This window comes from Amycolatopsis viridis (assembly GCF_011758765.1).
GTDB lineage: Bacteria > Actinomycetota > Actinomycetes > Mycobacteriales > Pseudonocardiaceae > Amycolatopsis_E > Amycolatopsis_E viridis.
In genome coordinates this window covers 1,064,029-1,088,169 of sequence record NZ_JAANOU010000001.1, presented here as the reverse complement: position 1 = coordinate 1,088,169, position 24,141 = coordinate 1,064,029, and the positions used below count along the sequence as shown (strand labels likewise).

The window sequence follows — 24,141 nt, the reverse complement described above, 5'->3', positions numbered from 1 at the left end:
CCCGGATCGCGCGGCGGCAGGGGCACAATGACCGCATGCGCCGCATCGGGGCCGTTGTGCTCGCCGTCCTGGCCTTCGCGGCCTGCACGCCCTCACCCGCCCAGCCACGGCCGTCCACCCCGCCCACCGCACCCGTCACCGTCGCCGGGCGTGGTCCGGCGCTGAAGGTGGACGTGGTGGCGAGCGGACTGCAGCACGGGTGGGACGTCGGCTTCCTGCCCGACGGCTCGATGCTGGTCACCCAGCGGCCCGGACGGCTCACGCTCGTCGACCACGGCACGGTCAGCCAGGTGGCCGCCGACTTCTCCGACGTGTGGGCGCGCGGCGAGGGCGGCTTGATGGGCTTGGTGGTGCACCCGGACTTCGCCACCAGCCGCCGGTTCACCACCTGTCAGACGCACCAGGAGAACGGACGTGCGGTGGACATCCGGCTGGTCACCTGGTCGCTGTCGCCGGACGAGCGCGCCGCGACGAAGGTCCGTGACCTGCTGACCGGCCTGCCGGTGAACGACAGCGGCCGGCACTCCGGCTGCCGCCCGCAGATCGCCGCGGACGGCGCGCTGCTCGTGGGGACCGGCGACACCGCACAGCCGGACGTGTCGCAGGACCGGCACAGCCTCGGCGGCAAGGTGCTGCGCATCGACCTGAACACCGGCGGGCCGCTGCCCGGGAACCCGTTCCTGTCCTCGCCGGACCCGAACGAGCAACGGATCTACACCTACGGCCACCGCAACATCCAGGGCGTGGCCGTGCGGCCGGGGACCGGGCAGGTCTTCACCGCCGAGCACGGCCCGGCGTTCGACGACGAGATCAACCTGATCCGGCCGGGCGGCAACTACGGCTGGGACCCGTCCCGCGGCGGCACGTCCGGCACCTACGACGAGAGCGTGCCGATGACCGACCTGCAGCGGTTCCCGGACGCCGTCCAGGCGGTGTGGACGTCCGGGACGATCACCGAGGCGATCTGCGGTGCCGCGTTCGTTTCCGGGCCGCAGTGGGGCCCGCTGGACGGCCGGCTCGCCGTCGTCGCGCTCAAGGGCCAGAAGATGCTGATGTTCACGCTGAACCCCGCGGGCGCGGTCACCGAGGTGTACCTGCCCGCGGAGTTCGACGCCACCTACGGCAGGCTGCGGGCGGTGCGCAGCGGGCCGGACGGCGCCCTGTACGTGACGACGTCCGACGGCACCGACGACAAGGTCCTGCGGGTCACACCGGCTCCTTGACCTCCGGCGACCGGCGGCTGAGCAGGTAGCCCGCCCCGATCACCACCGCCACGACCGGCGTGACGTACAGGGCCACCCGGGTGTCCTCGCCGAATCCGAGCAGCACCACCACCAGAGCGAGGAAGGCCAGCGCGAGGTAACCGGTCCACGGTGCGCCGGGCATCCGGAACTGCGACACCGGCAGCTCGCCGCGGTCGCTGCGGCGGCGGTACCGCATCTGGCAGACCACGACGATCCCCCACGTCCACAGCACCCCGACGGTCGCGACGCTGGTGATGTAGGCGAACGCCTTCTCCGGCACCACGGCGTTGATCAGGATGCCGAGCGCCATGACGATCGCCGACACGGTGATGCTCGCCGCCGGCACCTGCCGCTTCGACAGGCGGGTGAACTTGGCGGGCGCGGCGCGGTGGATCGCGAGGGTGCGCAGCATCCGGCCGGTCGAGTAGATGCCCGAGTTGCACGAGGACAGTGCCGCGGTCAGCACGACGAACTGGATGATCCCGGCGGCACCGTGGATGCCGACCGCGTCGAAGGCGCGCACGAACGGGCTCTTGCCGGCGTGGAACTCGGTCCACGGGACCAGCGACAGCAGCACCACCAGCGCGCCGACGTAGAACACGCCGATCCGGATCATGACGCTGTTGATCGCCTTCGGCAGCACGACCCGCGGGTTCTCCGCCTCGCCCGCGGTGAGGCCGATCAGCTCGACGCCGAGGTAGGCGAACATGACGCTCTGCAGCGCCAGCAGCGCGCTGCCCGCGCCGTGCGGGAGGAAGCCGCCGTCGCTGACCAGGTGCGCGAACGTGGCGTGCTCGCCGGCAGGCCCGATGCCGAACACGATGACCGCGAGGCCGAGCACGATCGCGCCGACGATCGTCACGACCTTGATCATCGAGAACCAGAACTCGAACTCGCCGAACACCTTCACCGAGATCAGGTTGGCCAGGAACAGCACCCCCAGCACGACCGCGGCGGTCACCCACTGCGGGATCGCCGGGAACCAGTACTGCACGTAGATGCCGGCCGCGGTGATCTCGGCCATCGCGGTGACCACCCACATCAGCCAGTACACCCAGCCGGTGGCGAACCCGGCGAAGCGGCCGACGAACTCCTCGGCGTAGTCCACGAAGCTGCGCGACACCGGCCGGTACATCAGCAGCTCGCCGAGCGCGCGCATGATCAGGAAGATGACGGCGCCCGCGACGGCGTAGGAGACGATCAGGGCCGGCCCGGACGTCTCGATCGCGGCGCCGGCGCCCAGGAACAGTCCGGTGCCGATCGCGCCGCCGATCGCCATCATGCTGATCTGGCGGTTCTTCAGGCCCCGGGCGTAGCCCTCGTCAGTTGCCTCGTTGCTCATGACTCTCTCCTCCTCCGGCCGGTCCAGACCTTAACGTGGCTTTCCGGCGGAGCCTAGGGTGGCATCTGGTCGAAATCTGATGGTAGATTTCGACCATGCCACGACGCGCGCTGGACAACCCCCTGGTCCTCGGGATCCTGGGCTTGTTGCTCGAATCGCCGATGCACCCGTACCAGGTGTTCACCGAACTGCGTGCCCGTAGCGCGAGCGCGATCAACCGGGGCACGCTCTACGACGTCGTGGAGGCCCTCGTCGCGGCGCGATGGGTCGCTCCGCAGGGCACCGAGCGCAGCGGCAACCGGCCGGAACGCACCGTGTACGCGCTCACCGGGTCCGGCCGGGACGAGCTGGTGCGCCGGCTGGACAGCCGCATCCGGGAGCCGAGGCGGGAGTACCCCGAGTTCCTGGGCGCGATCGCGTACCTGGGCGCACTCGGCCCCGGCGGTGCGATCGCCGCGCTGACCGAACGCGCCCGGCGGCTGCGCGAACGCGCTGACGCCGACCAGGAGCGGCTGAGCGCGGTGCTGCGCGACGGCGTGCCGCGGCTGCACGTCATCGAGGCGGAGTACGCGCTCCACCAGACCCGCGCCGAGATCACGTGGGTCGAGGACCTGATCACCGAAATCCGCGACGGCTCCCTGCCCTGGCCCTGAGAGGACGACATGCTCTTCGGCATCTACCCCGGTGGTGTCACCGGCACGGACTCCGGCGACCTCACCGCCGGCCCACCCGACGACCCGGCGCGGATCCTCGGCGCGCTCACCGAACTGCACGGGGCTCGCCCGTTCCTCGTCCGGGCCTACCTCGGGTTCGACGACTCCACATCGGACGGTCCACACGAGACGGCCACACCCGCCGGCGCGTCCCGGTACGCCGGTGACGGCCGCTCACTGGACCTGGTGGCGCAGTACCAGTCGCCGAGCGGCGACGTCTCCGGGTACTGCGCGTTCGTGCGGCGGCTGGTAGAGCAGTACGGCGCGATCACCAGCACGCTGCAGATCACCGAAGAGCCGAACGTACCGGGCAATCCCACGCTGGACGGCTACTACCCGAAGGTGATCGAGGCGATCATCGCGGGAGTGGCGGCAGCCAAGGAACGCGCCCGGGAACTGGGACACGATCACCTGCGCGTCGGGTTCAACACCACGCCGCTGTTCGGTCCGGGCGCGTCGTTCATCGCGGACCTGGTGGCGGCAGGCGGCGCGGAGTTCGTGCGCGACCTGGACTACGTGGGCCTGGACTTCTTCCCGGACGTCTTCCGGCCGGTCGAACCGGACGAGCTGGGGGCGGCGGTGGCGGGCCTGCTGCACCACCACCGCGAGAACGTCCTGGTGCCGGCGGGCCTAGCCGGTATCCCGGTGCACATCACCGAGCACGGCTGGCCCACCGGCCCGGACCGGCCGCCCGCGCGGCAGGCCGAGGTGGTGGACACGGTCGTCCGGGCCGTGGTGGCCGCGGGTGCCGTCTGCTACACGCACTTCGCCCTGCGCGACGCGGACAGCACCCAGGCCGGCCTGTTCCACCGGTTCGGGCTGATGACCGACGATTACACGCCGAAACCGGCGTTCGGCGTGTATCGCGACCTGATCGCCGAACTCACGACGTGACCGGCCGGCCCCGCGGGTCGCGCGAACCGGCGGCGCGGTCCCCGCTCGGGACCTCGGCCTCCGGACGCGGCCGGTCGGCGAGCTTGATCCAGACGACACCGGCGATGATCACCGCGAGCCACACCGCCTTGACCGGGGTGAGGGTCTCGTCGAAGAAGACCGGGCCGAGCAGCGCGGCTCCGGCCGCGCCGATGCCGGCCCAGACCGCGTAGCCGATGCCGACGTCGATCGTGCGCAGGGCGACGCTGAGCGCGAAGAGCGTCAGCAAGAAGAAGACCACGGCGACGAGCGACCACGAGAGCACGGTGAAGCCGTGGCTCCCTCCGACGGAGAGGGCGTAGCCCACTTCGAACACGCCGGCGAGGAGGAGTACGAGCCACGCAGCGGGGCGGGAGACCGGTGTGCGCGACATCAGGCCGCTCCGCTGAGCTGGAGGCCGACGACGCCGACGATGACGGCGCCGATCCCGACGACCTTGCGCCAGTCGAGGCGCTGGCCGAAGAGGAGGGCACCGAGGATGACGATGCCGACACCGGCGACGGAGGTCCAGATCGCGTAGCCGACGCCGACGTCGAAGGTCAGCAGCGCCAGGCTGAGGAGGTAGGTGCCGACAGCACCGCTGACCAGCGTGGCGGCGGTCCACCCGGGCCGGGTGAACCCTTGGGCCTTACCCGCGGAGACGGCGACGGCGATCTCGAAGACGACCGCGACGCCGAGGTAGAGCCAGTGCATGGGTGGATGTCCTTTCGCGGACTCGGGGAACGTTGTCCACCACATCGTGAAACTTCACACCGGTGTCAACTGCAAGAACTGCAAGAATGGGAGCGTGGACGTTCTCCGGAGGTCAGATGCGCATCGGTGAACTGGCTGACGCCACCGGGGTCAGCACCCGGTCCCTGCGGTACTACGAGGAGCAGGGGCTCATCCGCTCCGCCCGCACGCCGGGCGGGTGGCGCGACTTCGAAAGCAGCATGGTCGAGCGGGTCGTCATGATCCAGCACCTGTTCGCCGCCGGCGTGTGCAGCGCGACGATCTACGAGCTGCTCCCCTGCCTCGAAGCGCCACCGGAGGAGCGGACCGGCGTGCTGGAGCAGCTGCTCGCCGAGCAGGTCGAGCGTCTGGAAGCCAAGCGGCGCGACCTCGACCGCGAGCTCGACATCCTGCGGGCGCTCCGCAACGAAACGGCCCTGCCCAGCCGGGTCGGCTGACCCGCGGCCTGCGGCGGCTCGGTCAGTTCAGCCACAGCTTGGGCTTGTGCTCCAGGTGCGACAGACCGTTCCAGGCCAGGTTGACGAGGTGGGCGGCCACCTCGTCACGCTTGGGGCGGCGCGCGTCGAGCCACCACTGACCGGACAGCGCGACCATGCCGACGAGCGCCTGCGCGTACAGCGGGGCCAGCTTGTCGTCGTAGCCGCGGGCGTCGAACTGCCGCGCCAGGATGTGCTCGACCTGCATGGCGATGTCGTTGAGCAGGGTGGAGAACGTGCCGGATGCGCTGGCCACCGGCGAGTCCCGCACCAGGATGCGGAAGCCGTCGCGCGACTCCTCGACGTAGGCCAGCAGCGCGCTGGCCGCCTGCTCGAGCATCGCCCGCGGGTGCCCACCGTGCAAAGTGGACACCATGCGGTCGAGCAGGGACTGGGTCTCGCGGTCGACGACGACGGCGTAGATGCCTTCCTTGCCGCCGAAGTGCTCGTAGACGACCGGTTTGGAGACGTTCGCCCGCTGGGCGATCTCCTCGATCGACGTGCCGTCGAAGCCCTTCTCCGCGAAGAGCTTGCGGGCGACGTCGAGCAACTGCTGGCGCCGTTCCGCGCCGGTCATCCGGACCCGCGGGACCGAACCCGTCGGGCGCACCCCGATGACCTCACGTTTTGCTCGACGTCGTCCCGCCACCCATCGAGAGTAGCCGCAACGCGATGCGTTTCCGTTGCGGGTGGTGGTGGGCGAGGGGCAGGCCCCTACTCGTTCGCCAGCCGCTCGAGGCGCTGCGGGGTGGGCCAGCGCACGTTGTGCACCCACCCGAGCTTCTCGAACACCCAGATCACGCGGGCCGAGATATCGATCTGGCCGCGCTTGACGCCGTGCCGCGCCGAGGTCGGGTCGGCGTGGTGCAGGTTGTGCCAGGACTCGCCGAAGGACAGGATCGCCAGCGGCCAGAAGTTGGCCGACTTGTCCCGCGCCGCGAACGGGCGCTCACCGATCATGTGGCACACCGAGTTGACCGACCACGTGACGTGGTGCAACACGCACACCCGGACCAGGCCGGCCCAGAAGAACGCGGTGACCGCGCCCCAGAACGACCAGGTGATCAGGCCGCCGAGCAGGGCGGGCAGGGTCAGCGTGAGCAGGGTCCACAGCCAGAACAGCTCGTCGACCTTCTTGATGGCCGGGTCCTTGAGCAGGTCCGGGGCGAAGCGCTCGGCGTTGCTCGTGTCCCGCTCGAACAGCCAGCCCATGTGCGCGTGCCAGAAGCCCTTGGCGATGGCCAGCGGCGAGGTGCCGAACGCCCACGGCGAGTGCGGGTCGCCGTCGCGGTCGGAGAAGGCGTGGTGCCGGCGGTGGTCGGCGACCCAGGTGATCACCGGCCCCTGCACGGCGAAGCTGCCGGCGATGGCCAGCAGGACCCGCAGCCACGGCTTCGCCTTGAACGAGCCGTGCGTGAAGTAGCGGTGGTACGAAACCGTGATCCCGAGGCCGCTGATGGCGTAGAAGGCGACGAACAACCCGACGTCCACCCAGCTCAGGCCCCACCCCCAGGCGAACGGCACGGCAGCGATGAGCGCGGCCAGCGGGAGGATCACGCCGAGATAGACCGAGAACTGCACACCGGCGCCCCGCTGGCCGGCGATGACCGGCTTCGGGCCTTTGGTCTGGGGTGGTTCCATGACCGGAGTGGATGTCATGCGCAACACTTCTTCCTACCTGGGCAAACCCTCGGGAAAGGGCGACCTTACCTACGTTTCCGTAAGTTACGGTACAGGAGGTTTTGCCCGCTGGGGAGGCGTCCAAACATCGGACTCGAACCCCTGGACTGGCGCGATTTTTCGACGTCGCTATCCTGACCAGGCACGATCCGCCGTGGTGTAATTGGCAGCACCTCAGATTTTGGTTCTGATAGTTCAGGTTCGAATCCTGGCGGCGGAGCTGCCGTGCCCTGCCCCGACGTGCCCGAAGGGGGTGCGCCACGCTGCGAGGCGAGAGCGAACAGAAGACCAGGCGGCCGGCGCTGGCCGAGCTCTCCGATGCCTGGCTGGCCGGGCGCGCCCGGGAACTGATCGCCGCCGTGCAGCACACCGAGCACGGCGAGCAGCTGGAGATCGTGCGCACCCTCGACGAGCTGCTCGAGGAGGCCCAGCGCCGGGGCGAACCGGTCCTGGTCTCGCAACTGTTGCGCGCCACGTCGCTGGCCCGGCTGGTCACCCGCGGTCTCGCGGCCGAGGCCGAGCCGCTGCTGGACGAGATGCTGGCCCACACCCGCCGCCACGGTCTCGCGCTCTTCCGCGCCGACGCCCACGCCCTGCGCGGCCGCCGCCTGGTGCTGGCCAAGCAGGAGGACGCGGCGCTCACCGAGATAGCCCGCGCGCTGGCGGTCCTCGACGACTCCACCTCCCCGGACATGCACATGTCGCGGCGGGAATGGGCCAAGACGCAATCCAGCGCGCTGGTGGACTGCTGGATCGTGCTGAACCAGCTGGGCGTGTACGAAGCGGCCGAGGAGGTCATCGCCCGCGCCCACCAGGCGATCCGGGAGACCGCCGGTCCGCACGAGATCACCCTGCAGCTGATGAACCGCGTCAAGATGCTGCTGGGCTGGGGCCTGCGGCTGGAACGGGTCGAGCGGCACGAGGAGGCCGCCGCGAAGTTCAGCACGGCCGCGTCGATGGCCGTCGCGGTCGAGGCCCCGTTCGCCGAGTCGCTGTTCCCCCGCCGGATCGGGGTGCCGGCCGTCGACCAGGTCGGAGTGCTCGCGGCGGCCCTCGCGCTGGCCGCCCCGGACGGATCGCACATCGAGCGGCTGCAGCGCCTGCTGATCGAACCGGGCTACCCGCACCAGCAGGTCATCGTCGCGATCGCCCTGGCCCGCTGCCTGGAGCAGGCCGGCCAGCACGACGACGCGCTCAAGACACTGCACGCGACCAAGCTCAACCTGGCCGAGGACAACTCGATGCCGTCGATGCGCCTGCACCTGCTGCGGGAGATCGCGCGGCTGGACAGCGAGGCCGACAGCGAGGCGTCCCGCGCGCTGGCGGACTATTCGGCCGCGCTGGAGGTCGAGTTGTGGCACATGCGGGAGTCGCAGCTGGCAACCCTGGACACCCGGCGTGAGCACGAGCGGCTGTCCGCGCAGCACGGCGCGATCAGCCAGCAGGCGTTGCAGGACCCGCTGACCGGCCTGCCCAACCGCCGCGCGCTGGACGAGCACCTGCGCACCCTGTCGGCGTCGACCACGGCACAGCCCCTCGCGGTCGCCCTGATCGACCTGGACGGGTTCAAGAACGTCAACGACCAGCACTCGCACGCCGAGGGCGACGACGTGCTGCGGGTGGTGGCCTCGACGGTGCGGGACGCGCTGCGCGGTGACGACATCGTGGCCCGCTACGGCGGCGACGAGTTCGTCGCCCTGCTGCCCGGTGCGCCGGTGTCGGCGGCGAAGCAGGCCCTCGGCCGGGCGGTCACCGCGGTCGACTCGCTGCCCCACCACCTCTCGCACGGGGTGACCCTGTCGGTGGGGCTGGTGTCGCTGCGGCCGCAGGAGCGCGCCGACCAGGTGCTGGCCCGTGCCGACGCGGCGATGTACCAGGCGAAACGCGGTGGCGGCAACCAGGTGGCGGCCGCGCGGTCCGGTGCGGCCGAGTCCCCTACCGCAGAGGTGGAGCTGGACTCGGAAGGCGACCCACGGCCGGCGGCCGGGGAGGACACGTAGGATCGGGGCCCGCCACCACCCGTCCCGGATTCGTTGGGAGTGCCGTGACCGGCCCGCTGAGCACTGTCGTCCTCGCCGCGGGCGAGGGCACCCGGATGCGTTCGAACACCCCGAAGGTGCTGCACCCACTGGCCGGGCGGCCGCTGGTCGAGCACGCCGTCCGGGCCGCGGCCGGGCTCGCCCCGGACCACCTGGTCGTCGTCGTGGGGCACGGCCGGAACGCCGTCGCCGAGCACCTCGGCGGCGTCGGCGCAGCGCTCGGGCGCCCGGTGCTGACGGCGGTGCAGGAGAAGCAGAACGGCACCGGTGACGCGGTTTCGTGCGCCCTGTCCGTCCTGCCGGCGGGGCCGGCCGGCACGGTACTGGTCAGCTACGGCGACGTTCCGCTGCTGGACACCGGAACCCTGGCCGCGCTGCTGGCCGAGCACCGCGAGAACGCTGCCGCGGTCACCGTGCTGACGTCGGTGGTCGCCGATCCGACCGGGTACGGCCGGATCGTGCGCGACGCCACCGGCGCGGTCACCGGGATCGTCGAGCAGAAGGACGCAACGCCGGAGCAGCTGGAGATCGACGAGATCAACTCCGGCGTGTACGCGTTCGACGCGGCCGTGCTCGCCGAGGCGCTGTCCCGGTTGTCCACCGACAACGCGCAGGGCGAGCTGTACCTCACCGACGTGCTGTCCATCGCCCGCGCCGACGGCCGACGGGTCGGCGCGCTCGTGGTGGACGACCCGTGGCTGACCGAGGGCGTCAACGACCGCGTGCAGCTGGCGGCGCTCGGCGCCGAGCTGAACCGGCGGCTGGTGCAGCGCTGGCAGCGGGCGGGCGTCACCGTCGTCGACCCCACGTCGGTGTGGCTGGACGTGGACGTCGAACTGGCCCGGGACGTGGTGCTCGAACCCGGCGTACAGCTCAAGGGCGCGACGAAGATCGGCGAGGGCGCGGTGATCGGGCCGGACACCACGCTGACCGGCGTCACCGTCGGCGCCGGTGCCCAGGTGATCCGCACACACGGGTACGACTCGGAGATCGGCGCCGGCGCCAACGTCGGCCCGTTCGCCTACCTGCGGCCGGGCACCAGACTCGGCCCGAAGGGCAAGATCGGCACGTTCGTCGAGACGAAGAACGCCGACATCGGCACCGGCACGAAGGTGCCGCACCTGACCTATGTCGGGGATGCGACGATCGGCGAGTACAGCAACATCGGCGCCTCCAGCGTCTTCGTCAACTACGACGGCGTGCGCAAGCACCACACCACGATCGGCTCCCACGTCAAGACCGGTTCGGACAACATGTTCGTTGCGCCGGTCACGGTTGGTGACGGTGCGTACTCGGGCGCTGGCACTGTGATCAGGCGGGACGTGCCGCCGGGGGCGCTGGCGGTGTCGACTGGACCACAGCGCAATATTGAAGGCTGGGTGCCGCGCCGCAGGCCGGGTACCCCAGCGGCGGAAGCGGCGCAGGCCGCTCTCGCCGCCCAGGAAAACACGGAAGAGACCGAGCGGGAGTCGTCTGATGAGTCCTAAGTCCGGCACGCCGAAGAAGAACCTGATGCTCTTCTCCGGCCGCGCACACCGGGAACTCGCGGATGAGGTTGCGCAGCACCTCAACGTGACGATCACCCCGCAGACGGCGCACACGTTCGCCAACGGCGAGCTGTTCGTGCGTTTCGAGGAATCGGTCCGCGGCACGGACGCCTTCGTCATCCAGAGCCACACCGACCCGATCAACGAGTGGGTGATGGAGCAGCTGATCATGGTTGACGCGCTCAAGCGCGCCAGCGCCAAGCGCATCACCGTGGTCATGCCGTTCTACCCGTACGCCCGGCAGGACAAGAAGCACAAGGGCCGCGAGCCGATCTCGGCCCGGCTGATCGCCGACCTGTTCAAGACGGCGGGCGCCGACCGGATCATGACGGTCGACCTGCACACCGCGCAGATCCAGGGCTTTTTCGACGGCCCGGTGGACCACCTGTTCGCGCAGACCTTGCTCGCCGACCACATCAAGAAGACCTACGGCGGCGCCGACATCACCGTGGTCTCCCCGGACTCCGGGCGCGTGCGGCTGGCCGAGAAGTGGGCCGCCCAGCTGGGCGACCGGCCGATCGCGTTCATCCACAAGACGCGTGACCCGGACAAGCCGAACCAGGCCGTGGCCAACCGCGTCGTCGGCCAGGTCGAGGGCAAGCTGTGCATCCTGGTGGACGACATGATCGACACCGGCGGCACGATCGTGAAGGCCACCGACGCGCTGCTCGCCGAGGGTGCCGCGGACGTCGTCATCGCCACCACGCACGGGATCCTGTCCGACCCCGCCACCGAGCGGCTGTCCAACTGCAAGGCGCGCGAGGTCATCGTCACGAACTCGCTGCCGATCGCGCCGGAGAAGCGGTTCCCGAACCTGACCGTCCTGTCGATCGCGCCGATGCTGGCCGAGGCGATCCAGCAGGTGTTCGAGGACGGCTCGGTGACCAGCCTGTTCGACGGCAACGCCTGAGTCCCACCGGAACGGGCCGTCCGCTGCTGGCGAAACCAGCGGCGGGCGGCCCGTCCGGTTTTGTACCGTCGCGGTCATGGACGATCTTCGTTTCGGGGTGTCCCTGCCGTTCCTGACCGGACGCGACGACTGGGCGGCGCGGTGCCGTCGCGCCGAGGAGCTGGGGTACGACACCATCACCATCCCCGACCACCTCGGGATGCCCGCGCCGTTCCCGGCGCTCGTCGCCGCCGCCCAGGCCACCGAACGCGTCCGGGTGGGCCACCTGGTCCTCAACGCACCGTTCTACAACCCGGTGCTGCTGGCCCGCGAGGTCGAGTCGACGGCGGTGCTCACCGGCGGCCGCCTCGACGTGGGTCTCGGCGCGGGGCACATGAAGTCCGAGTTCGACGACGCCGGCCTGCCCTTCGCGCCGCCGAAGGAACGCATCGAGCACCTGGCGCGGACGATCGACGTGCTGCGCGCCCGGCTGGACGACGTGCCGCCGCTGCTGATCGCGGGTAACAGCGACGGGGTGCTGCGGCTGGCCGCGGAGCACGCCGACATCGTCGGGTTCGCCGGGCTGAAGCACGCGAAGGGCTTCCCGCCGGGCACGTTCGACATCGCCGGACCGGAGGAGCTGGACGAGCGCGTCGGGTTCGTGCGGGAGCGGGCCGGGTCGCGGCCGCTGGAGTTCAACATGCTGATCCAGCAGGTCGTGGTGGCCGACGACCCGTCCGAGACGCTGGAGAAAGCGTGGGGCGGCGTGCCGCCGGCGCTGCGGCGGTCGGTGGACGAGCTGGTGAGCGCCCCGCAGATCCTGGCCGGCACCGTCGAGCAGGTCGCGGCGAAGGTCCGCGCCATGCGGGACCGGTTCGGCTTCACCTACTTCACGGTGTTCGAACCGTTCCTGGAGGAGTTCGCGCCGGTGATCGCGCTCCTACGGTCCTAGCTCGGCGGCGACGTCCCGGCTGAGCGCGCCCGGGTCGACGATCGCGACGGGTTCGGCGGTCACCGACGGCGCGGCGTGGAGTTTCGTCGCGCCGTCGGTGCGGGGCAGCGTGAACCGGACGGAGCAGGACACGTCGGCGGAGGTGTCCAGCGGGAGCACGACTTCCCGCCGGCAGGTGCGCGTGCCGAGGGCACCGGAGGTGACGTCCGAGGTGAACGTGACGCGGGCGGCGGCACCGGGCGCGGCGCCGAGCAGCCGGTTGCCGACGCGGACGGAGTCGGTGCAGGCGCCGCGGGACGTGCAGCGCAGCGTGTGGTCGGTGACCTCCGCGGCGACCACCGGGCCGGCGATCAGCGGCTGTCCCAGCCCGGCGACGCCGTCGTCGAGGCGGGAGCGCAGGTCGGCGAGGCGGACGTCGCCCAGGGTGATCTGCCGGGGTCCGAGCTGCGCGGCGGCCGGTCCGAGGAAGGCGACCGGGAAGCTGAGGACCCGGTAGGGCGGGGTGGTGCTGACCCGCAGGCCGGCGACGTCGAGCGCGTCCCCGGCCGGCACGGGCACCGCATCGGCCGGCAGCGCGGCGCGGATCGCGACGGCGAGCACCGGCGGGGCGAGGACGCGGCCCGGATCGAACGGCAGGCCGCGGTCGGCCCGCGTCCACTGCGCGCCGAACAGCTCGGCGCGGGACGCGGACATGCCCTGGCCCTGCCAGTAGCGGGCGGAGGCCCGCACGTACAGCGCACCACCCACCCGCAGGGCCGAGATCGGTTCGTCCCGCAGCAGGAACCGCCCCTCGGCGAGGCCGCCGCGGGTGACCGAGAGGGTGGCGCCGGCGACGCCGTACGCGACGGCCGGTTCGGCGGCGAGCGCCCCGAGGGCGGACTCGACCACGGCACGCGGGTCCGGCGCGGCGGGATGCTGGGGCGCCTCACAGGCGGCGAGCACGGCCAACAGGAGCACCGCGAGACCGCGCAGCCGCATTCCGCACCCCTCGCTCACCCACCCGGAACAACATTTGTGAATCAGATGCACATTCATGTTCCGGAGTTCCTGCCCGGCGCGCCAGTCATCCGATCGTGCACGCGGACCGTCCGCCCAGCCGGCTATCGCCACCCCAGGAGAAAGCCCAGTTCACCGGAATTCCCGATGCCCCCGCGGGGCCGGGGACGACCACCGTGCCGGCCGTGCCGATCCTGGGAACGACCCCAGGGGCGCGGCGGTTTCCGCGGTGATTACACTGAACAGGTTGTCTCGGCGAGGCGGGCTCCATGCTGCACCCGGTGCCCGACGTGATCGACGCGGCGGCTTGAGGTCCGCTGCTCGAGCACGTCCGTGGAACTCGCCGCCGGGGACGACCGCCCGCCATCTGCGCCGCCACGCAATTGTTTGAAGGAGTGCTACACCGTGTCCGAGGTACGTCTGTCCGCCGAGCCCCGCACCGAGTTCGGCAAGGGCGCCGCGCGCCGCACCCGCCGCGCCGGCAAGGTTCCCGCCGTGCTGTACGGCCACGGTACCGACCCCCGTCACCTGGCCCTGCCCGCTCTGGAGTTCGCCCGGGTCATCCGTGAGAACGGCAGCAACGCCGTCCTCACCCTGAACCTCGACGGTGACACCCAGCTCGCGCTGACCAAGACCGTCACCGTGCACCCGATCAAGAACTACATCGAGCACGTCGACCTGCTGGTCGTGCAGCGCGGCGAGAAGGTCACCGTGGACGTGCCGGTCGTGCTGACCGGTGACCCGGCCCCGGGCACCCTCCAGGTCCAGGAGCTGGACTCGCTGTCGGTCGAGGCCGAGGCGCTGCACATCCCGGAGCAGGTCGAGGTGTCCATCGCGGGCGCCGAGGCCGGCACCCAGATCCTCGCCTCCCAGGTCGCCCTGCCCTCCGGCGTGACCCTGGTGACCGACCCGGACAGCCTGGTCGTCGCGGTGAACGAGGCGCAGGCCACCGGCGGCGAGGAGCCCGCGGACGAGACCCGCGAGGAGCCGGCCGGGGCCGGCACCGACGAGTAAGTGAGTTCGGACGTCCCCGGGGCCGGCGAGCAGGTGTTGCTCGTCGGCCTCGGTAATCCCGGCCCGCGTTATGCCGGCAATCGGCACAACGTGGGCTTCCTGGTGCTCGACGAGCTGGCCGCCCGGCTGGGCGGCAGGTTCAAGGCCCACAAGTCCGGCGCCGAGGTGCTGGAGAGCCGCCTCGCCGGCCGGCGCGTCATCCTGGTCAAACCGCGATCGTTCATGAACGTCTCGGGCGGTCCGGTGGCCGGGGCGGCGAAGTTCTACAAGGTCGGCCCGGCCGGGGTCGTCGTCGTGCACGACGAGCTGGACCTGCCCTTCGGGGCGCTGAAGCTCAAGCTGGGCGGCGGCGAGGGCGGCCACAACGGGCTGCGGTCGATCAGCAAGTCCCTCGGCACGCGTGACTACTACCGCGTGCGCTTCGGCATCGGGCGGCCGCCGGGCCGCATGGACCCGGCCGATTTCGTGCTCAAGGACTTCTCCACGGCCGAGCGCAAGGACCTCCCGCTGGAGCTGGACCGGTGCGCCGACGCCGTGGAAGCGCTGATCGGCAAAGGGCTGACGGCGGCCCAGAACGACTTCCACGCTGGGTGATCAGTAGTCACCCACAGGTGTGCCGCACCCTGCTCGATCGAGTTCCAGCGGCTGGTGGGGGCTTCCGGAGGTGTGGCCCGGCAGCTAGGACGGGATCAGGGAACATCCCGTCCACGCTGAACTGGAGTACTGCATGTCCCTTTCCGCCGACGACGTGTATCGAGTCGAGTTCGGTAACGCCCCCATCGGCCGGCGCGGGTACGCCAAGCACGAGGTCGACGAGTTCGTCGAGCGCATCGCCAGGACCCTGGCGGGTGAGGACGACCTGACGGCCGCCGAGGTGCATCACGTCATGTTCAGCAAGCCGCTGCTCGGTAAGCGGGGCTACGACGAACGCGCGGTCGACGAGTTCCTCGACCAGGTCGAGGACGAGTTCGCCCGCCGCGGTGGCCTGCCCTACGCCGTGCCGGAGGCGCGATCGGTGACCGAGGCGACGGCGCCACGGACCGCGGCCCCGGCGGAAACCCCGAAGGTGACACTTCCCGAGTAACGCCTCGCGCGGAATTCGCGCCCCAGGGGAGGGGCTCGTGGACGTGTCCGCGAGCCCCTCCCCGGGCAGGTCAGGAGGCGGCGTGCCGGGCGATCGCGTCGGCGAACTGCACCGCCGTCGCGGCGCGCTTGACCTTGCCGGACGGCGTCTTCGGCAGGCTGCCGGCGGGCAGGACGACCACCGCGTACGGGCGGGCGTCCACCGCGTCCCGCACCCGGGCCGCGACCTCCTTCTGCAGCCGCCGCTCCGCCTCGGCGTCGCCGGCCAGCTTCGACTCCAGCACCACCGCGAACCGCTCGCGCCGGGTTCCGGCGTCGATCCGCACCGCCACCGCGTTGCCCGCGCGCACCCCGTCCACGGCGGTCGCGGCCCGCTCGATGTCGGTCGGGTAGATGTTGCGGCCGCCCATGATGATGACGTCCTTGCGTCGCCCGCAGATCACGATCTGACCGTCCACCAGGTACCCGAGATCACCGGTGGCGAGCCAGCCGTCGGCATCCTGGGTGGGCTTCGGGCCCGCCATCGTGAGGTAGCCCGGGGTCACGGCCGGCCCGCTCAGCTGGATCTCGCCGACCTCGCGCTCACCCAGCACCGTGCCGTGGTCGTCGACGATGCGCGCCTCGAGCCCGTCCAGCGGCCGGCCCAGCACGGCGAACGACCGCACCTCCTCGGTGCCGCGGCGCGGGTCGCCCTCGGGCACCGGCACCGCACGGTTGTCCGCCTCGAGCGCGTCGGCCTCGATGATGTCGAGCGTGAGACCGGTGAACAGCGGCGCGAACGAGACCGCGAGCGTCGCCTCGGCCATGCCGTAGGCGGGGAAGACGCACTCCTCCGGCATCTTGAACCGGGCGCCACCCTCGACGAACGCCCGCACCGCGGACTCGTCGATCGGCTCCGCGCCGTTGAGCGCGATGCGCAGGGTGGACAGGTCGTAGGCGTTCTCGTCCTCGACGCGTTGCAGCCGCCGGCCCACGATCGCGTAGGCGAAGTTCGGGGCCGCGGTGGTGGTGGCCCGGTACTTGCTGATCAGCTCGGGCCAGATCAGTGGTCCACTGAGGAACTCCGCGGGGGTGATCTTGATCAGCTCGACCCCGAACGTCATCGGTACGGTGAGGAACCCGACCATCCCCATGTCGTGGAAGGTGGGCAGCCAGGACACCATGACGTCGTGGGTGAAGTCGAACTCGGCCCGCTCGACCATGGCCTTGACGTTGGTGTAGAGGTTGCCGTGGGTGATCCGCACGGCCTTGGGGTCGGCGGTCGAGCCGCTGGTGAGCTGAAGCAGCGCCAGGTCGTCCTCGTCGCGCCGCACCGGCTCGCTGATCGGCTCCCCGTCGAACAGGTCGCTGATCATCCGGAACCCGATCTCGTGCTCGGTGAGCACCGGCGCGAGCGCGTCGAACGGCTCGCCGAGGACGACGAGCTTCGCGTCGATCATGCCCAGCACCTTGACGGTGTCCTCGGCCCACAGCGCCAGGTCGGTGCGCGGGGTCGGCTGGTGCAGCATCGTCACGCTGCCGCCGGCGAGCCACACCGCCTGCACGGTGGGTGCGATCAGGGCCGGCGCCCCGGCCAGGACGGCGACGGCGCTGCCCGGCTCCAGACCCCCGGCGACGAGCGCCCCGGCCATGCGCCGGGCCTGCTCGTGCACCTCGGCCCAGGTCCGGCGGACCGGCTCCGTGGGCTCACCGGTGACCATGCCACGCAACCGACCACCCTCCGCCGCGGTGCGGACGAGCGTCTCCACGAACCGACTCATGGCGCTCACCTTATCGGGGGCCGCGCGGGGCCGGCGCGCATGTCGAGAACCGGGCCGCGGCTCCGATCTCCTGGTGCAGACAGCCGATGAGGAGGCACCGGTGAAGTACCTGTTGATCATGCACATGAACCCGGCCGTGTGGGAGTCGCTGACCGAGGAGGACCGGAACGCGGTGATGACCGGCCACGGCGCGTTCATCGACGCGATCCGCGAGTCCGGCGAGATGATCAGCACGCAGGCGCTGGCCGATCCGTCCAACAGCGCGGTGGTCCGCGTGCGCGACGGCGCACCGGTGGTGACCGACGGCCCGTACCTGGAGGCGAAGGAGTACCTCGGCGGGTACTACCTGGTCGACGTCGAGAGCCGGGAACGGGCACTCGAACTGGCTGCGATGATCCCGGACGCCAGCGTCGAGGGGCTGGGTATCGAGGTCCGGCCGGTGATGTTCTCGGCCGGCCAGGAGATGTGACGGTCCGGCGCCGGGCGGGACCCGCCCGGCGCCGGGTCCTCAGGCGGCGCGGGACCCGGCGGAAGCCATGCCCAGCCAGGTGTGCGGGTTGCCTTCCCAGCACCAGCCGAGCTTCGGCGCCCGCTTGCTGATCCAGATCGCCGGGACCCGGCGGTCACCGCAGCGTGATCCGCCCAGCGAGAAGCACTTGTTCTTGACCAGCACCTGCGGGAACTGCGTGATCAGGGCAACGCCCTCGTCGATGGTGAGGAGCGTGCGGCCACGGTCGGCGACCACCCGCATGGCGTCTTTCGGGACGACCCCGCAGAACTCCTCGCCGCGTTCGACGTCGAACAGCAGGTACGCCTCCGGCGCGGGCAGCTCCGGGGTGGCCACGAACCACTCCAGCGACCCGGCTTCGAAGGAGTGGTCGACGAACCCGGGCAGCCGGCCGCCGTGCAGCGTGGTGCGCGGCATCGTCTCCTCGATCGGGGCGATCTTGCGCGTCACGACCAGCAGGAACGGGACCCGCTCCGCCTCCGGGCCGGGCTCACCGCCCCGCGCCTGGGCGCGCAGCGGCTCGACCAGACCGGTGAAGGCGTCCTCGTCGAGACCCGCGAGCGCCGGATAGCCGCGGGCGAGCAGGGTGCCGACCTGGCGGTCGAACTCGGCGGTGGGATCGGTCACGCGCACCTCCATTTTTTTACTACGGGAATAAGTTTAGCACGGTAGTAAGATTGGGGTAAGATGCGGCCATGAGCACGACCGGCCTGCGCGAGGCCAAGAAGCGCGAGACCCGGCAGCTGATCTCCGACCGGGCGACGCAGCTGTTTCTCGCGAAGGGCTTCGAGCAGACCACCATCAGCGAGATCGCGGACGCCGCACGCGTAGCGAAGAAGACCGTGACCAACTACTTCCCGCGCAAGGAGGATCTCGCGTTCGACCACCAGGACGACTTCGTCACGAGCCTCGCGCGCACGGTGACCGCCCGCGCGCCCGGCGAGCCGGCGCTGACCGCGCTCCGGCGGGCCTTCCTGGACGCCGTGGACCGGCAGGACCCGGTGGCCGGGTTCGCCGGACCGGAGTTCACCCGCATGATCGTGAACAGCCCGACGCTGTCGGTGTGCCTGCGCGGCCTGCACGACCAGCGCGAGGACGCCTTGGCGGCCGCCCTCGTCGAGGCGACCGGGGCTGCCCCGGGTGACATCACTCCCCGCGCGGCCGCTGCGGTTCTGGGTGGTGCGCACCGGGTGCTGTTCGCGCGCATCCAGGAACTGACGCTGGCCGGCCGCGGCAACGCCGAGATCGCCGCCGTCGTCCGCGCCGAGGCGGAGCGGACCTTCGCTCTCCTGGAGCCCGCGCTGGGCACCTACGCCCGCACCTGACGGTCCGGGCACCTCGTCGCGGTCGCGGCGGTCTACTCCACCAGCTCGGAGGTCTCCAGCCAGCGCGCCTCGACGTCCTCGATCTCCGCGCGCACCGTCTTCAGCTCGCTGTTCAGCTCGACCAGCTTGCCCGGATCGGTGGCGTGCTCGGCGAGCTGCTCGTGCAGCGTGGTCTCCCGGGCGTGCAGCTGGTCCAGCCGTCGCTCCAAACGGGACAGTTCCTTCTGCGCGGCGCGGAACTCGGCCGCACTGGACGTCTTCTGCGCGGGTTTCGGGGCGGCCGGGGCGATGCGGGCGGCCGACCGGCGCGCCAGGTACTCGTCGATCCCGCCGGGCACGTGCGTGATCCGGCCGTCACCGAAGAGGGCGTACACCGCGTCGGTCACGCGCTCCACGAGATAACGGTCGTGCGAGACCACGACCAGCGTCCCCGGCCACGAGTCCAGCAGGTCCTCCAGCTGTTGCAGCGTGTCGATGTCCAGGTCGTTCGTCGGCTCGTCGAGCAGCAGCACGTTCGGCTCGGCCATCAACAACCGCGCCAGCTGCAGCCGCCGCCGCTCACCGCCGGAGAGGTCCTCGACCGGCGTCCACTGCCGGGCGGGCGGGAAGCCGAGCTTCTCCGCCAGCTGCGAGGCCGACATCTCCTGCTTGCCCAGCACGACGCGCGCCGCGACCTCCTCGACGGCCTCCAGCACGCGCAGCTGGCCGGGCAGCCCGTCCAGCTCTTGCGACAGGTGCGCCAGCCGCACCGTCTTGCCCTCGATCCGCCTGCCCGCGGCCGGCGGAACCTCCCCCGCCAGCAGCTTGAGCAGCGTGGTCTTGCCGGAGCCGTTCACCCCGACCAGCCCGAACCGGTCCCCCGGCCCGATCCGCCACGTCAGCCCCTCGACCACCGGCTTGTCCCCGGCCAGGAGCGTCACGTCCTCCAGCTCCAGCACGGTCTTGCCCAGCCGGCGCTTCGCGAACGACATCAGCTCGGCGGTGTTCCGCGGCTCCGGCACATCCGCGATCAGCGCCTCGGCCGCCTCGATCCGGTACCGCGGTTTCGAGGTGCGGGCCTTGGCACCGCGCTGCAGCCAGGCGAGCTCCTTGCGCGCGAGGTTGCGCCGCTTCTCCTCCGCGGTCGCCGCGAGCCGGGCCCGCTCGGCGCGCGCGAAGATCCAGTCCGCGTAGCCGCCCTCGTACTGCTCGACGCGGCCGTCGGCGACCTCCCAGGTCCGGCCGCACACCGTGTCCAGGAACCACCGGTCGTGGGTGACCACCACGAGCGCGGACCGCCGCGCCAGGAGGTGGTCGGCGAGCCAGCGGACACCTTCCACGTCGAGGTGGTTGGTCGGCTCGTCGAGCACGAGCAGGTCCAGGTCGCCGATCAGCGCGGCAGCCAGCGCGACGCGGCGACGCTCCCCTCCGGACAGTGTCGCGGTCGGGTTGTCCAGCCCCAGCGCGGTGAGCCCGAGCCCCTCCACAATGGACCGGACCCGGGCGTCGGCCGCCCACTCGTGCTCGGCGTCGTAACCGGCCAGCACCGCCTCGCGGATCGTGCTGCCCTCGGCGAGCTCGGTGCGCTGCGTGACCACGGCCATCCGCAGGTCCCGCACGCGGCTCACCCGGCCGGAATCCGGCTCCGCAATCCCGGACAGGACCTCCAGCAACGTGGTCTTGCCACCGCCGTTGAGACCGACAACGCCGATGCGCTCGCCCTCACCGACGCCGAGGGAGACGTCGTCCAGCAGCGGGCGGACCCCGTAGGACTTGGACACGGCCTCGAGGTTGATCAGATTGGCCACTACGCGTGCACCTGCGGGGGAGTCGGTCGGTGTTCGTCGCCGACGAGCCGGGCACCGGGCACCGGGCCGTGCGCGACCCGGACCGTCCGGCACACGCCGGCCCCGGCCAGCTCGGCCGCCACCTCGAGGGCGGATTCCGCGTCGGCGCACAGGAACGCACAGGTCGGACCGGAACCGGAGACGGTACCGGCCAGCGCGCCGGCGTTCACCCCGGCGCGCAACGTGCGGCGCAGGCCGGGCCGCAGCGACACCGCGGCGGCCTGCAGGTCGTTGCCGAGCAGCAGCGCCAGCTGACGCGGGTCGCCCGAGGCCAGCGCCTCGACGACCGGCGCGTGCGAACCGACGCGCGGCGGGTTGCCGGTCTCGCGCAGCCGGTCGAGCTCGGCGTAGACGCGTTCGGTGGCCAGCCCGCGCTGGTCGAACGCGAGCACCCAGTGGAAGGTGTGCCGGGACAGCACCGGGACCAGCTGCTCACCGCGGCCGGTGCCGAGTGCGGTGCCACCGTAGAGCCCGAACGGCACGTCCGAGCCGAGCTTCGCGGCGAGCCCGGCGAGTTCGTCCCGGCCGATGTCGAGCTTCCACAGCGCGGCGAGCGCGACCAGTGTGCCGGCCGCGTCGGCGCTGCCGCCGGCCATCCCGCCGGCAACCGGGATCCCCTTGCGCAGGACCACCCGGACGTTCGCCGGCCCGTCCGGCTTGCCGACGTGCGCGGCCAGCGCCTCGACCGCGCGCCAGGCCAGGTTGCTGGCGCCGGTGGGCACGACCTGCTCACCCTCGCCGTAGACCTCGACGCCCGGCTCCTCGGCGTGCGCGACGGTGACCTCGTCGGTCAGCGACAACGCGTGGAAGACGGTGGTCAGGTCGTGGAAACCGTCCGGGCGCAGGTCACCGACCGACAGGTGCAAGTTGATCTTCGAGGGCACTCTGACGGTGACAGGTGGCGGTACGACGGCGAGCACCCGTCAAGACTACGTGCCCGCCGCGGGCCGCGGAGAAGCAAGCTCCAGTGCGACACGCAGCGCGACTTCGCCCGCGTCCGCGGCCTGGTCTTCGTCGAGGAAATGCGGGTTGCTGCCCAGGATGAGGGCGATCAGCGCCAGCCGCGCACGCAGCCTGTCCTCGGTTCCCGCGCCGGCCGGCACGACGAGGGCGAACAGGCCCTTCATCCGCTCGGCGAGCACGTGCCCGGCGTGCAGCTCCTTGAGCGCGGGCTGGTTGTCCTGCATGAACCGCATGATCGGTCCGAACCGCCCCTGGACGAGCCGGGAGAACCTGCGCAGCACCTCGGCGCGGACGGTGGCGGGCTCGTCGTGCGCCCGCGCCCACTCGATGATCTCGTCCACCGCGGTGCCGATGTCCTCGATCAGGCTCTGGACGATGTCCTCCTTCGTGCGGAAGTGGTAGTACAGCGCGGCTTTCGTCACACCGAGCTGCTCCGCGATCTCCCGCAACGACGTCTTCTCGTAGCCCTGCTCGACGAACAGGTCCAGCGCGACCTGCTGAATGCGCTCGCGCGTGTCGGTCCGCCGCCCCGCCATGCCCGTCCTTCCTGAGGAATCCGCAAACTTGCTTGACGACCGGCTAGCGATACGCCTACAGTGTCGTCAGTGCCATTACTTGTCGGCCGACTAGCAATGGTCCTCTCAGTCTAACCCACTTCTCCACCAGGGGGTTTCGCCCATGACCACTACCACTGCGGCGCCCGCACCGGCACCCCCGGACACCAGGAGATGGCTGGCACTCGCCGTCGTCGGGCTCGCCCAGCTCCTCGTCATCATCGACACCACGATCGTCAACATCGCACTGCCCACCGCACAGGCCGACCTCGGCATGACCGATGCGGCCCGGCAGTGGGCGATCAGCTCGTACACACTGGCGTTCGGCGGCCTGCTCCTGCTCGGCGGCCGGCTGGCCGACCGGCTGGGCCGCAAGAACACGCTGATCGTGGGGGCACTCGGCTTCGCCGCCGCCTCGGCGGTCGGCGGGATGGCCGCCGGACCGGGCCTGCTCATCGCCGCCCGCGCGGCCCAGGGGGTCTTCGCCGCACTGCTCGCCCCGTCCACGCTCTCGCTGCTGACGATCACCTTCACCGAGGCCAGGGAACGGGCCAAGGCGTTCGGGATCTTCAGCGCGATCATGATGTCCGGCGGCGCGCTCGGTCTGCTGGCCGGTGGCGCGCTGGCCGAGTACGCATCGTGGCGCTGGTGCCTCTACGTGAACCTGCCCATCGCGATCGCCGCCGCCGTCGCGGGCGCCTTCGTGCTGCCCAACGTGCCCGGGCACCGGTCGGCGCGGCTGGACTGGTTCAGCGGGCTCCTGGGCAGCGCCGGAATCGCCGGGCTGGTCTACGGACTGTCCGAGGCCGCCGCGCGCGGCTGGGGTTCGGCCGTCGTGCTCGGCTCGGTCGCCGGCGCGGTCGTGCTGCTGGGCGCGTTCGTGCTCCGGCAGACCAAAGCCGGCAACCCGCTGCTGCCACTGCACATCCTGACCGACCGGACCCGGTCCGCCGGCTTCCTGACGATCGCGCTCGCGGCCTTCGGGATGTTCGGGATGTTCCTGTTCCTCACCTACCAGCTGCAGGGGATCATGGGGTTCGGCGCGTTCGGCGCGGGCCTGGCGTTCCTGCCGTTCCTGCTGGCCAACATCACCGTCTCGACGGTGCTGACCCGGCGGCTCATCCCGCGCACCGGGCCGCGGCCGCTGCTGGTGATCGGACTCCTGCTGCTGGCCGCCGGGCTCGCCGTGCTGACCCAGCTGTCCGTGGGCACCTCGTACTGGAGCCTGATCCTGCCCGCGGAGCTGGTGCTGGGGGCCGGCGCCGGGCTGGCGATGCCGACCGTGATGAACATCGCCACCGCCGGCGTGGCACCGAAGGACTCCGGGGTGGCGTCGGCGTTCATCACGACCTCGCAGCAGGTGGGTGCCTCGCTGGGCACCGCGTCGCTGAACACGGTCGCGGCGAGCGCGACCGCCTCGGTCGCCGGCCTCGGCCTGCCCGCTGCGACGGTGCACGGCTACGCGGTGGCGAACGGGTGGGCCGCCGGGATCGTCGCGGTGGGTGCGATCGCGGCCGGCGCCCTCGCGCGCGGCAGGTGACTCCAGAAGAAGGGGGCGTCCCGTC

General features: G+C 71.3%; 25 protein-coding genes and 1 tRNA gene. 15 read left to right on the top strand and 11 right to left on the bottom strand.

The window, feature by feature from the left end:
* Positions 1-35 precede the first annotated feature (35 nt).
* Positions 36-1,223, top strand: coding sequence for a PQQ-dependent sugar dehydrogenase (locus FHX46_RS05480; RefSeq protein ID WP_167111228.1), 1,188 nt, complete (start codon positions 36-38; stop codon positions 1,221-1,223).
* On the opposite strand, the gene FHX46_RS05475 is transcribed toward FHX46_RS05480, so the two are convergent.
* Complete coding sequence (locus FHX46_RS05475; protein WP_167111226.1) at positions 1,207-2,586, bottom strand: amino acid permease; 1,380 nt, start codon at positions 2,584-2,586, stop codon at positions 1,207-1,209. The genes FHX46_RS05480 and FHX46_RS05475 overlap by 17 nt on opposite strands.
* A 95-nt stretch (positions 2,587-2,681) precedes the next feature.
* Here FHX46_RS05475 and FHX46_RS05470 point away from each other — a divergent pair, with 95 nt between their 5' ends.
* Both FHX46_RS05470 and FHX46_RS05465 read left to right on the top strand, forming a co-directional pair.
* Positions 2,682-3,239, top strand: a complete 558-nt coding sequence (locus FHX46_RS05470) for a PadR family transcriptional regulator (RefSeq protein ID WP_167111224.1) — start codon at positions 2,682-2,684, stop codon at positions 3,237-3,239.
* A gap of 9 nt (positions 3,240-3,248) precedes the next feature.
* Positions 3,249-4,193, top strand: a complete 945-nt coding sequence (locus FHX46_RS05465; protein WP_167111222.1) for a hypothetical protein — start codon at positions 3,249-3,251, stop codon at positions 4,191-4,193.
* On the opposite strand, the gene FHX46_RS05460 is transcribed toward FHX46_RS05465, so the two are convergent.
* Together FHX46_RS05460 and FHX46_RS05455 are read right to left on the bottom strand one after the other, a co-directional pair.
* The gene (locus tag FHX46_RS05460; RefSeq protein WP_243871228.1) at positions 4,183-4,605 is read right to left on the bottom strand and encodes a DMT family transporter; all 423 of its coding nucleotides are present in this window, start codon (positions 4,603-4,605) and stop codon (positions 4,183-4,185) included. The two genes, FHX46_RS05465 and FHX46_RS05460, sit on opposite strands and share 11 nt — an antisense overlap.
* Positions 4,605-4,925, bottom strand: coding sequence for a DMT family transporter (locus tag FHX46_RS05455; protein ID WP_167111220.1), 321 nt, complete (start codon positions 4,923-4,925; stop codon positions 4,605-4,607). Before FHX46_RS05455 ends, FHX46_RS05460 begins: the two co-directional genes overlap by 1 nt.
* A 116-nt stretch (positions 4,926-5,041) precedes the next feature.
* On the opposite strand from FHX46_RS05455, the gene FHX46_RS05450 reads away from it, so the two are divergent.
* Positions 5,042-5,401: a MerR family transcriptional regulator gene (locus tag FHX46_RS05450; protein ID WP_167111218.1), complete on the top strand. Its 360-nt coding sequence runs from the start codon at positions 5,042-5,044 to the stop codon at positions 5,399-5,401.
* 22 nt (positions 5,402-5,423) lie between these two features.
* On the opposite strand, the gene FHX46_RS05445 is transcribed toward FHX46_RS05450, so the two are convergent.
* Entirely contained in the window at positions 5,424-6,017 is a 594-nt protein-coding gene (locus FHX46_RS05445) for a TetR/AcrR family transcriptional regulator (protein WP_167121153.1), read from the bottom strand.
* Between the two features lie 137 nt (positions 6,018-6,154).
* The gene (locus FHX46_RS05440; protein ID WP_243871227.1) at positions 6,155-7,081 is read right to left on the bottom strand and encodes an acyl-CoA desaturase; all 927 of its coding nucleotides are present in this window, start codon (positions 7,079-7,081) and stop codon (positions 6,155-6,157) included.
* Between the two features lie 187 nt (positions 7,082-7,268).
* Between FHX46_RS05440 and FHX46_RS05435 the strand changes: the two genes are divergently transcribed.
* The 5 genes from FHX46_RS05435 (at position 7,269) to FHX46_RS05415 (ending at position 12,547) form a co-directional block, all read left to right on the top strand.
* Positions 7,269-7,340: transfer RNA gene (locus FHX46_RS05435), tRNA-Gln, on the top strand.
* 82 nt (positions 7,341-7,422) lie between these two features.
* Entirely contained in the window at positions 7,423-9,120 is a 1,698-nt protein-coding gene (locus FHX46_RS05430; protein ID WP_208400623.1) for a GGDEF domain-containing protein, read from the top strand.
* A gap of 44 nt (positions 9,121-9,164) precedes the next feature.
* Positions 9,165-10,646, top strand: a complete 1,482-nt coding sequence (gene glmU, locus FHX46_RS05425; RefSeq protein ID WP_167111212.1) for a bifunctional UDP-N-acetylglucosamine diphosphorylase/glucosamine-1-phosphate N-acetyltransferase GlmU — start codon at positions 9,165-9,167, stop codon at positions 10,644-10,646.
* Positions 10,636-11,616, top strand: coding sequence for a ribose-phosphate diphosphokinase (locus FHX46_RS05420; RefSeq protein ID WP_167111210.1), 981 nt, complete (start codon positions 10,636-10,638; stop codon positions 11,614-11,616). The genes glmU and FHX46_RS05420 overlap by 11 nt, the downstream gene beginning before the upstream one ends.
* Positions 11,617-11,692: 76 nt before the next feature.
* Positions 11,693-12,547, top strand: a complete 855-nt coding sequence (locus FHX46_RS05415; protein ID WP_167111208.1) for a TIGR03621 family F420-dependent LLM class oxidoreductase — start codon at positions 11,693-11,695, stop codon at positions 12,545-12,547.
* Here the strand turns inward: FHX46_RS05415 and FHX46_RS05410 are convergent.
* On the bottom strand, positions 12,536-13,525 hold the full coding sequence (locus tag FHX46_RS05410; protein ID WP_167111207.1) for a hypothetical protein: 990 nt from the start codon (positions 13,523-13,525) through the stop codon (positions 12,536-12,538). The genes FHX46_RS05415 and FHX46_RS05410 overlap by 12 nt on opposite strands.
* A 423-nt stretch (positions 13,526-13,948) precedes the next feature.
* Here FHX46_RS05410 and FHX46_RS05405 point away from each other — a divergent pair, with 423 nt between their 5' ends.
* The 3 genes from FHX46_RS05405 (at position 13,949) to FHX46_RS05395 (ending at position 15,641) form a co-directional block, all read left to right on the top strand.
* Positions 13,949-14,557 carry a 50S ribosomal protein L25/general stress protein Ctc gene (locus FHX46_RS05405; protein ID WP_167111205.1) on the top strand — a complete coding sequence of 203 codons (609 nt, stop codon included), beginning with the start codon at positions 13,949-13,951 and terminating at the stop codon, positions 14,555-14,557.
* Positions 14,558-15,151 (top strand): aminoacyl-tRNA hydrolase, encoded by a 594-nt coding sequence (pth, locus tag FHX46_RS05400; protein ID WP_167111203.1) that lies wholly within the window; start codon positions 14,558-14,560, stop codon positions 15,149-15,151.
* A gap of 133 nt (positions 15,152-15,284) precedes the next feature.
* Positions 15,285-15,641 (top strand): DivIVA domain-containing protein, encoded by a 357-nt coding sequence (locus FHX46_RS05395; protein ID WP_167111201.1) that lies wholly within the window; start codon positions 15,285-15,287, stop codon positions 15,639-15,641.
* A 70-nt stretch (positions 15,642-15,711) separates the two neighbouring features.
* Here the strand turns inward: FHX46_RS05395 and FHX46_RS05390 are convergent, their stop codons facing one another.
* On the bottom strand, positions 15,712-17,400 hold the full coding sequence (locus tag FHX46_RS05390; protein WP_167111200.1) for a fatty acyl-AMP ligase: 1,689 nt from the start codon (positions 17,398-17,400) through the stop codon (positions 15,712-15,714).
* Between the two features lie 100 nt (positions 17,401-17,500).
* Between FHX46_RS05390 and FHX46_RS05385 the strand changes: the two genes are divergently transcribed.
* On the top strand, positions 17,501-17,869 hold the full coding sequence (locus tag FHX46_RS05385; protein ID WP_167111198.1) for a YciI family protein: 369 nt from the start codon (positions 17,501-17,503) through the stop codon (positions 17,867-17,869).
* Between the two features lie 39 nt (positions 17,870-17,908).
* On the opposite strand, the gene FHX46_RS05380 is transcribed toward FHX46_RS05385, so the two are convergent.
* Positions 17,909-18,547, bottom strand: a complete 639-nt coding sequence (locus FHX46_RS05380) for a DUF5701 family protein (protein WP_167111196.1) — start codon at positions 18,545-18,547, stop codon at positions 17,909-17,911.
* A gap of 56 nt (positions 18,548-18,603) precedes the next feature.
* Here FHX46_RS05380 and FHX46_RS05375 point away from each other — a divergent pair, with 56 nt between their 5' ends.
* On the top strand, positions 18,604-19,233 hold the full coding sequence (locus FHX46_RS05375) for a TetR/AcrR family transcriptional regulator (RefSeq protein WP_167111194.1): 630 nt from the start codon (positions 18,604-18,606) through the stop codon (positions 19,231-19,233).
* A gap of 32 nt (positions 19,234-19,265) precedes the next feature.
* On the opposite strand, the gene FHX46_RS05370 is transcribed toward FHX46_RS05375, so the two are convergent.
* Genes FHX46_RS05370 through FHX46_RS05360 form a run of 3 tightly spaced genes read right to left on the bottom strand, consistent with a single transcriptional unit; the run spans position 19,266 to position 22,558 of the window.
* Positions 19,266-21,020: an ABC-F family ATP-binding cassette domain-containing protein gene (locus tag FHX46_RS05370; protein ID WP_167111192.1), complete on the bottom strand. Its 1,755-nt coding sequence runs from the start codon at positions 21,018-21,020 to the stop codon at positions 19,266-19,268.
* On the bottom strand, positions 21,020-21,979 hold the full coding sequence (locus tag FHX46_RS05365; RefSeq protein WP_167111190.1) for a 4-(cytidine 5'-diphospho)-2-C-methyl-D-erythritol kinase: 960 nt from the start codon (positions 21,977-21,979) through the stop codon (positions 21,020-21,022). The genes FHX46_RS05370 and FHX46_RS05365 overlap by 1 nt, the downstream gene beginning before the upstream one ends.
* A gap of 9 nt (positions 21,980-21,988) precedes the next feature.
* Positions 21,989-22,558 (bottom strand): TetR/AcrR family transcriptional regulator, encoded by a 570-nt coding sequence (locus FHX46_RS05360; protein ID WP_167111188.1) that lies wholly within the window; start codon positions 22,556-22,558, stop codon positions 21,989-21,991.
* Positions 22,559-22,700: 142 nt separating this feature from the next.
* Here FHX46_RS05360 and FHX46_RS05355 point away from each other — a divergent pair, with 142 nt between their 5' ends.
* The gene (locus tag FHX46_RS05355; RefSeq protein WP_167111185.1) at positions 22,701-24,116 is read left to right on the top strand and encodes a DHA2 family efflux MFS transporter permease subunit; all 1,416 of its coding nucleotides are present in this window, start codon (positions 22,701-22,703) and stop codon (positions 24,114-24,116) included.
* Positions 24,117-24,141 lie beyond the last annotated feature (25 nt).

Bases quoted from the DNA above. Each gene is read 5' to 3' on its own strand.
- FHX46_RS05480 (WP_167111228.1), top strand. From the start codon at position 36: ATGCGCCGCATCGGGGCCGTTGTGCTCGCCGTCCTGGCCTTCGCGGCC.
- FHX46_RS05475 (WP_167111226.1), bottom strand. From the start codon at position 2,586: ATGAGCAACGAGGCAACTGACGAGGGCTACGCCCGGGGCCTGAAGAAC.
- FHX46_RS05470 (WP_167111224.1), top strand. From the start codon at position 2,682: ATGCCACGACGCGCGCTGGACAACCCCCTGGTCCTCGGGATCCTGGGC.
- FHX46_RS05465 (WP_167111222.1), top strand. From the start codon at position 3,249: ATGCTCTTCGGCATCTACCCCGGTGGTGTCACCGGCACGGACTCCGGC.
- FHX46_RS05460 (WP_243871228.1), bottom strand. From the start codon at position 4,605: ATGTCGCGCACACCGGTCTCCCGCCCCGCTGCGTGGCTCGTACTCCTC.
- FHX46_RS05455 (WP_167111220.1), bottom strand. From the start codon at position 4,925: ATGCACTGGCTCTACCTCGGCGTCGCGGTCGTCTTCGAGATCGCCGTC.
- FHX46_RS05450 (WP_167111218.1), top strand. From the start codon at position 5,042: ATGCGCATCGGTGAACTGGCTGACGCCACCGGGGTCAGCACCCGGTCC.
- FHX46_RS05445 (WP_167121153.1), bottom strand. From the start codon at position 6,017: ATGACCGGCGCGGAACGGCGCCAGCAGTTGCTCGACGTCGCCCGCAAG.
- FHX46_RS05440 (WP_243871227.1), bottom strand. From the start codon at position 7,081: ATGGAACCACCCCAGACCAAAGGCCCGAAGCCGGTCATCGCCGGCCAG.
- FHX46_RS05420 (WP_167111210.1), top strand. From the start codon at position 10,636: ATGAGTCCTAAGTCCGGCACGCCGAAGAAGAACCTGATGCTCTTCTCC.
- FHX46_RS05415 (WP_167111208.1), top strand. From the start codon at position 11,693: ATGGACGATCTTCGTTTCGGGGTGTCCCTGCCGTTCCTGACCGGACGC.
- FHX46_RS05410 (WP_167111207.1), bottom strand. From the start codon at position 13,525: ATGCGGCTGCGCGGTCTCGCGGTGCTCCTGTTGGCCGTGCTCGCCGCC.
- FHX46_RS05395 (WP_167111201.1), top strand. From the start codon at position 15,285: ATGTCCCTTTCCGCCGACGACGTGTATCGAGTCGAGTTCGGTAACGCC.
- FHX46_RS05390 (WP_167111200.1), bottom strand. From the start codon at position 17,400: ATGAGTCGGTTCGTGGAGACGCTCGTCCGCACCGCGGCGGAGGGTGGT.
- FHX46_RS05380 (WP_167111196.1), bottom strand. From the start codon at position 18,547: ATGGAGGTGCGCGTGACCGATCCCACCGCCGAGTTCGACCGCCAGGTC.
- FHX46_RS05375 (WP_167111194.1), top strand. From the start codon at position 18,604: ATGAGCACGACCGGCCTGCGCGAGGCCAAGAAGCGCGAGACCCGGCAG.
- FHX46_RS05360 (WP_167111188.1), bottom strand. From the start codon at position 22,558: ATGGCGGGGCGGCGGACCGACACGCGCGAGCGCATTCAGCAGGTCGCG.
- FHX46_RS05355 (WP_167111185.1), top strand. From the start codon at position 22,701: ATGACCACTACCACTGCGGCGCCCGCACCGGCACCCCCGGACACCAGG.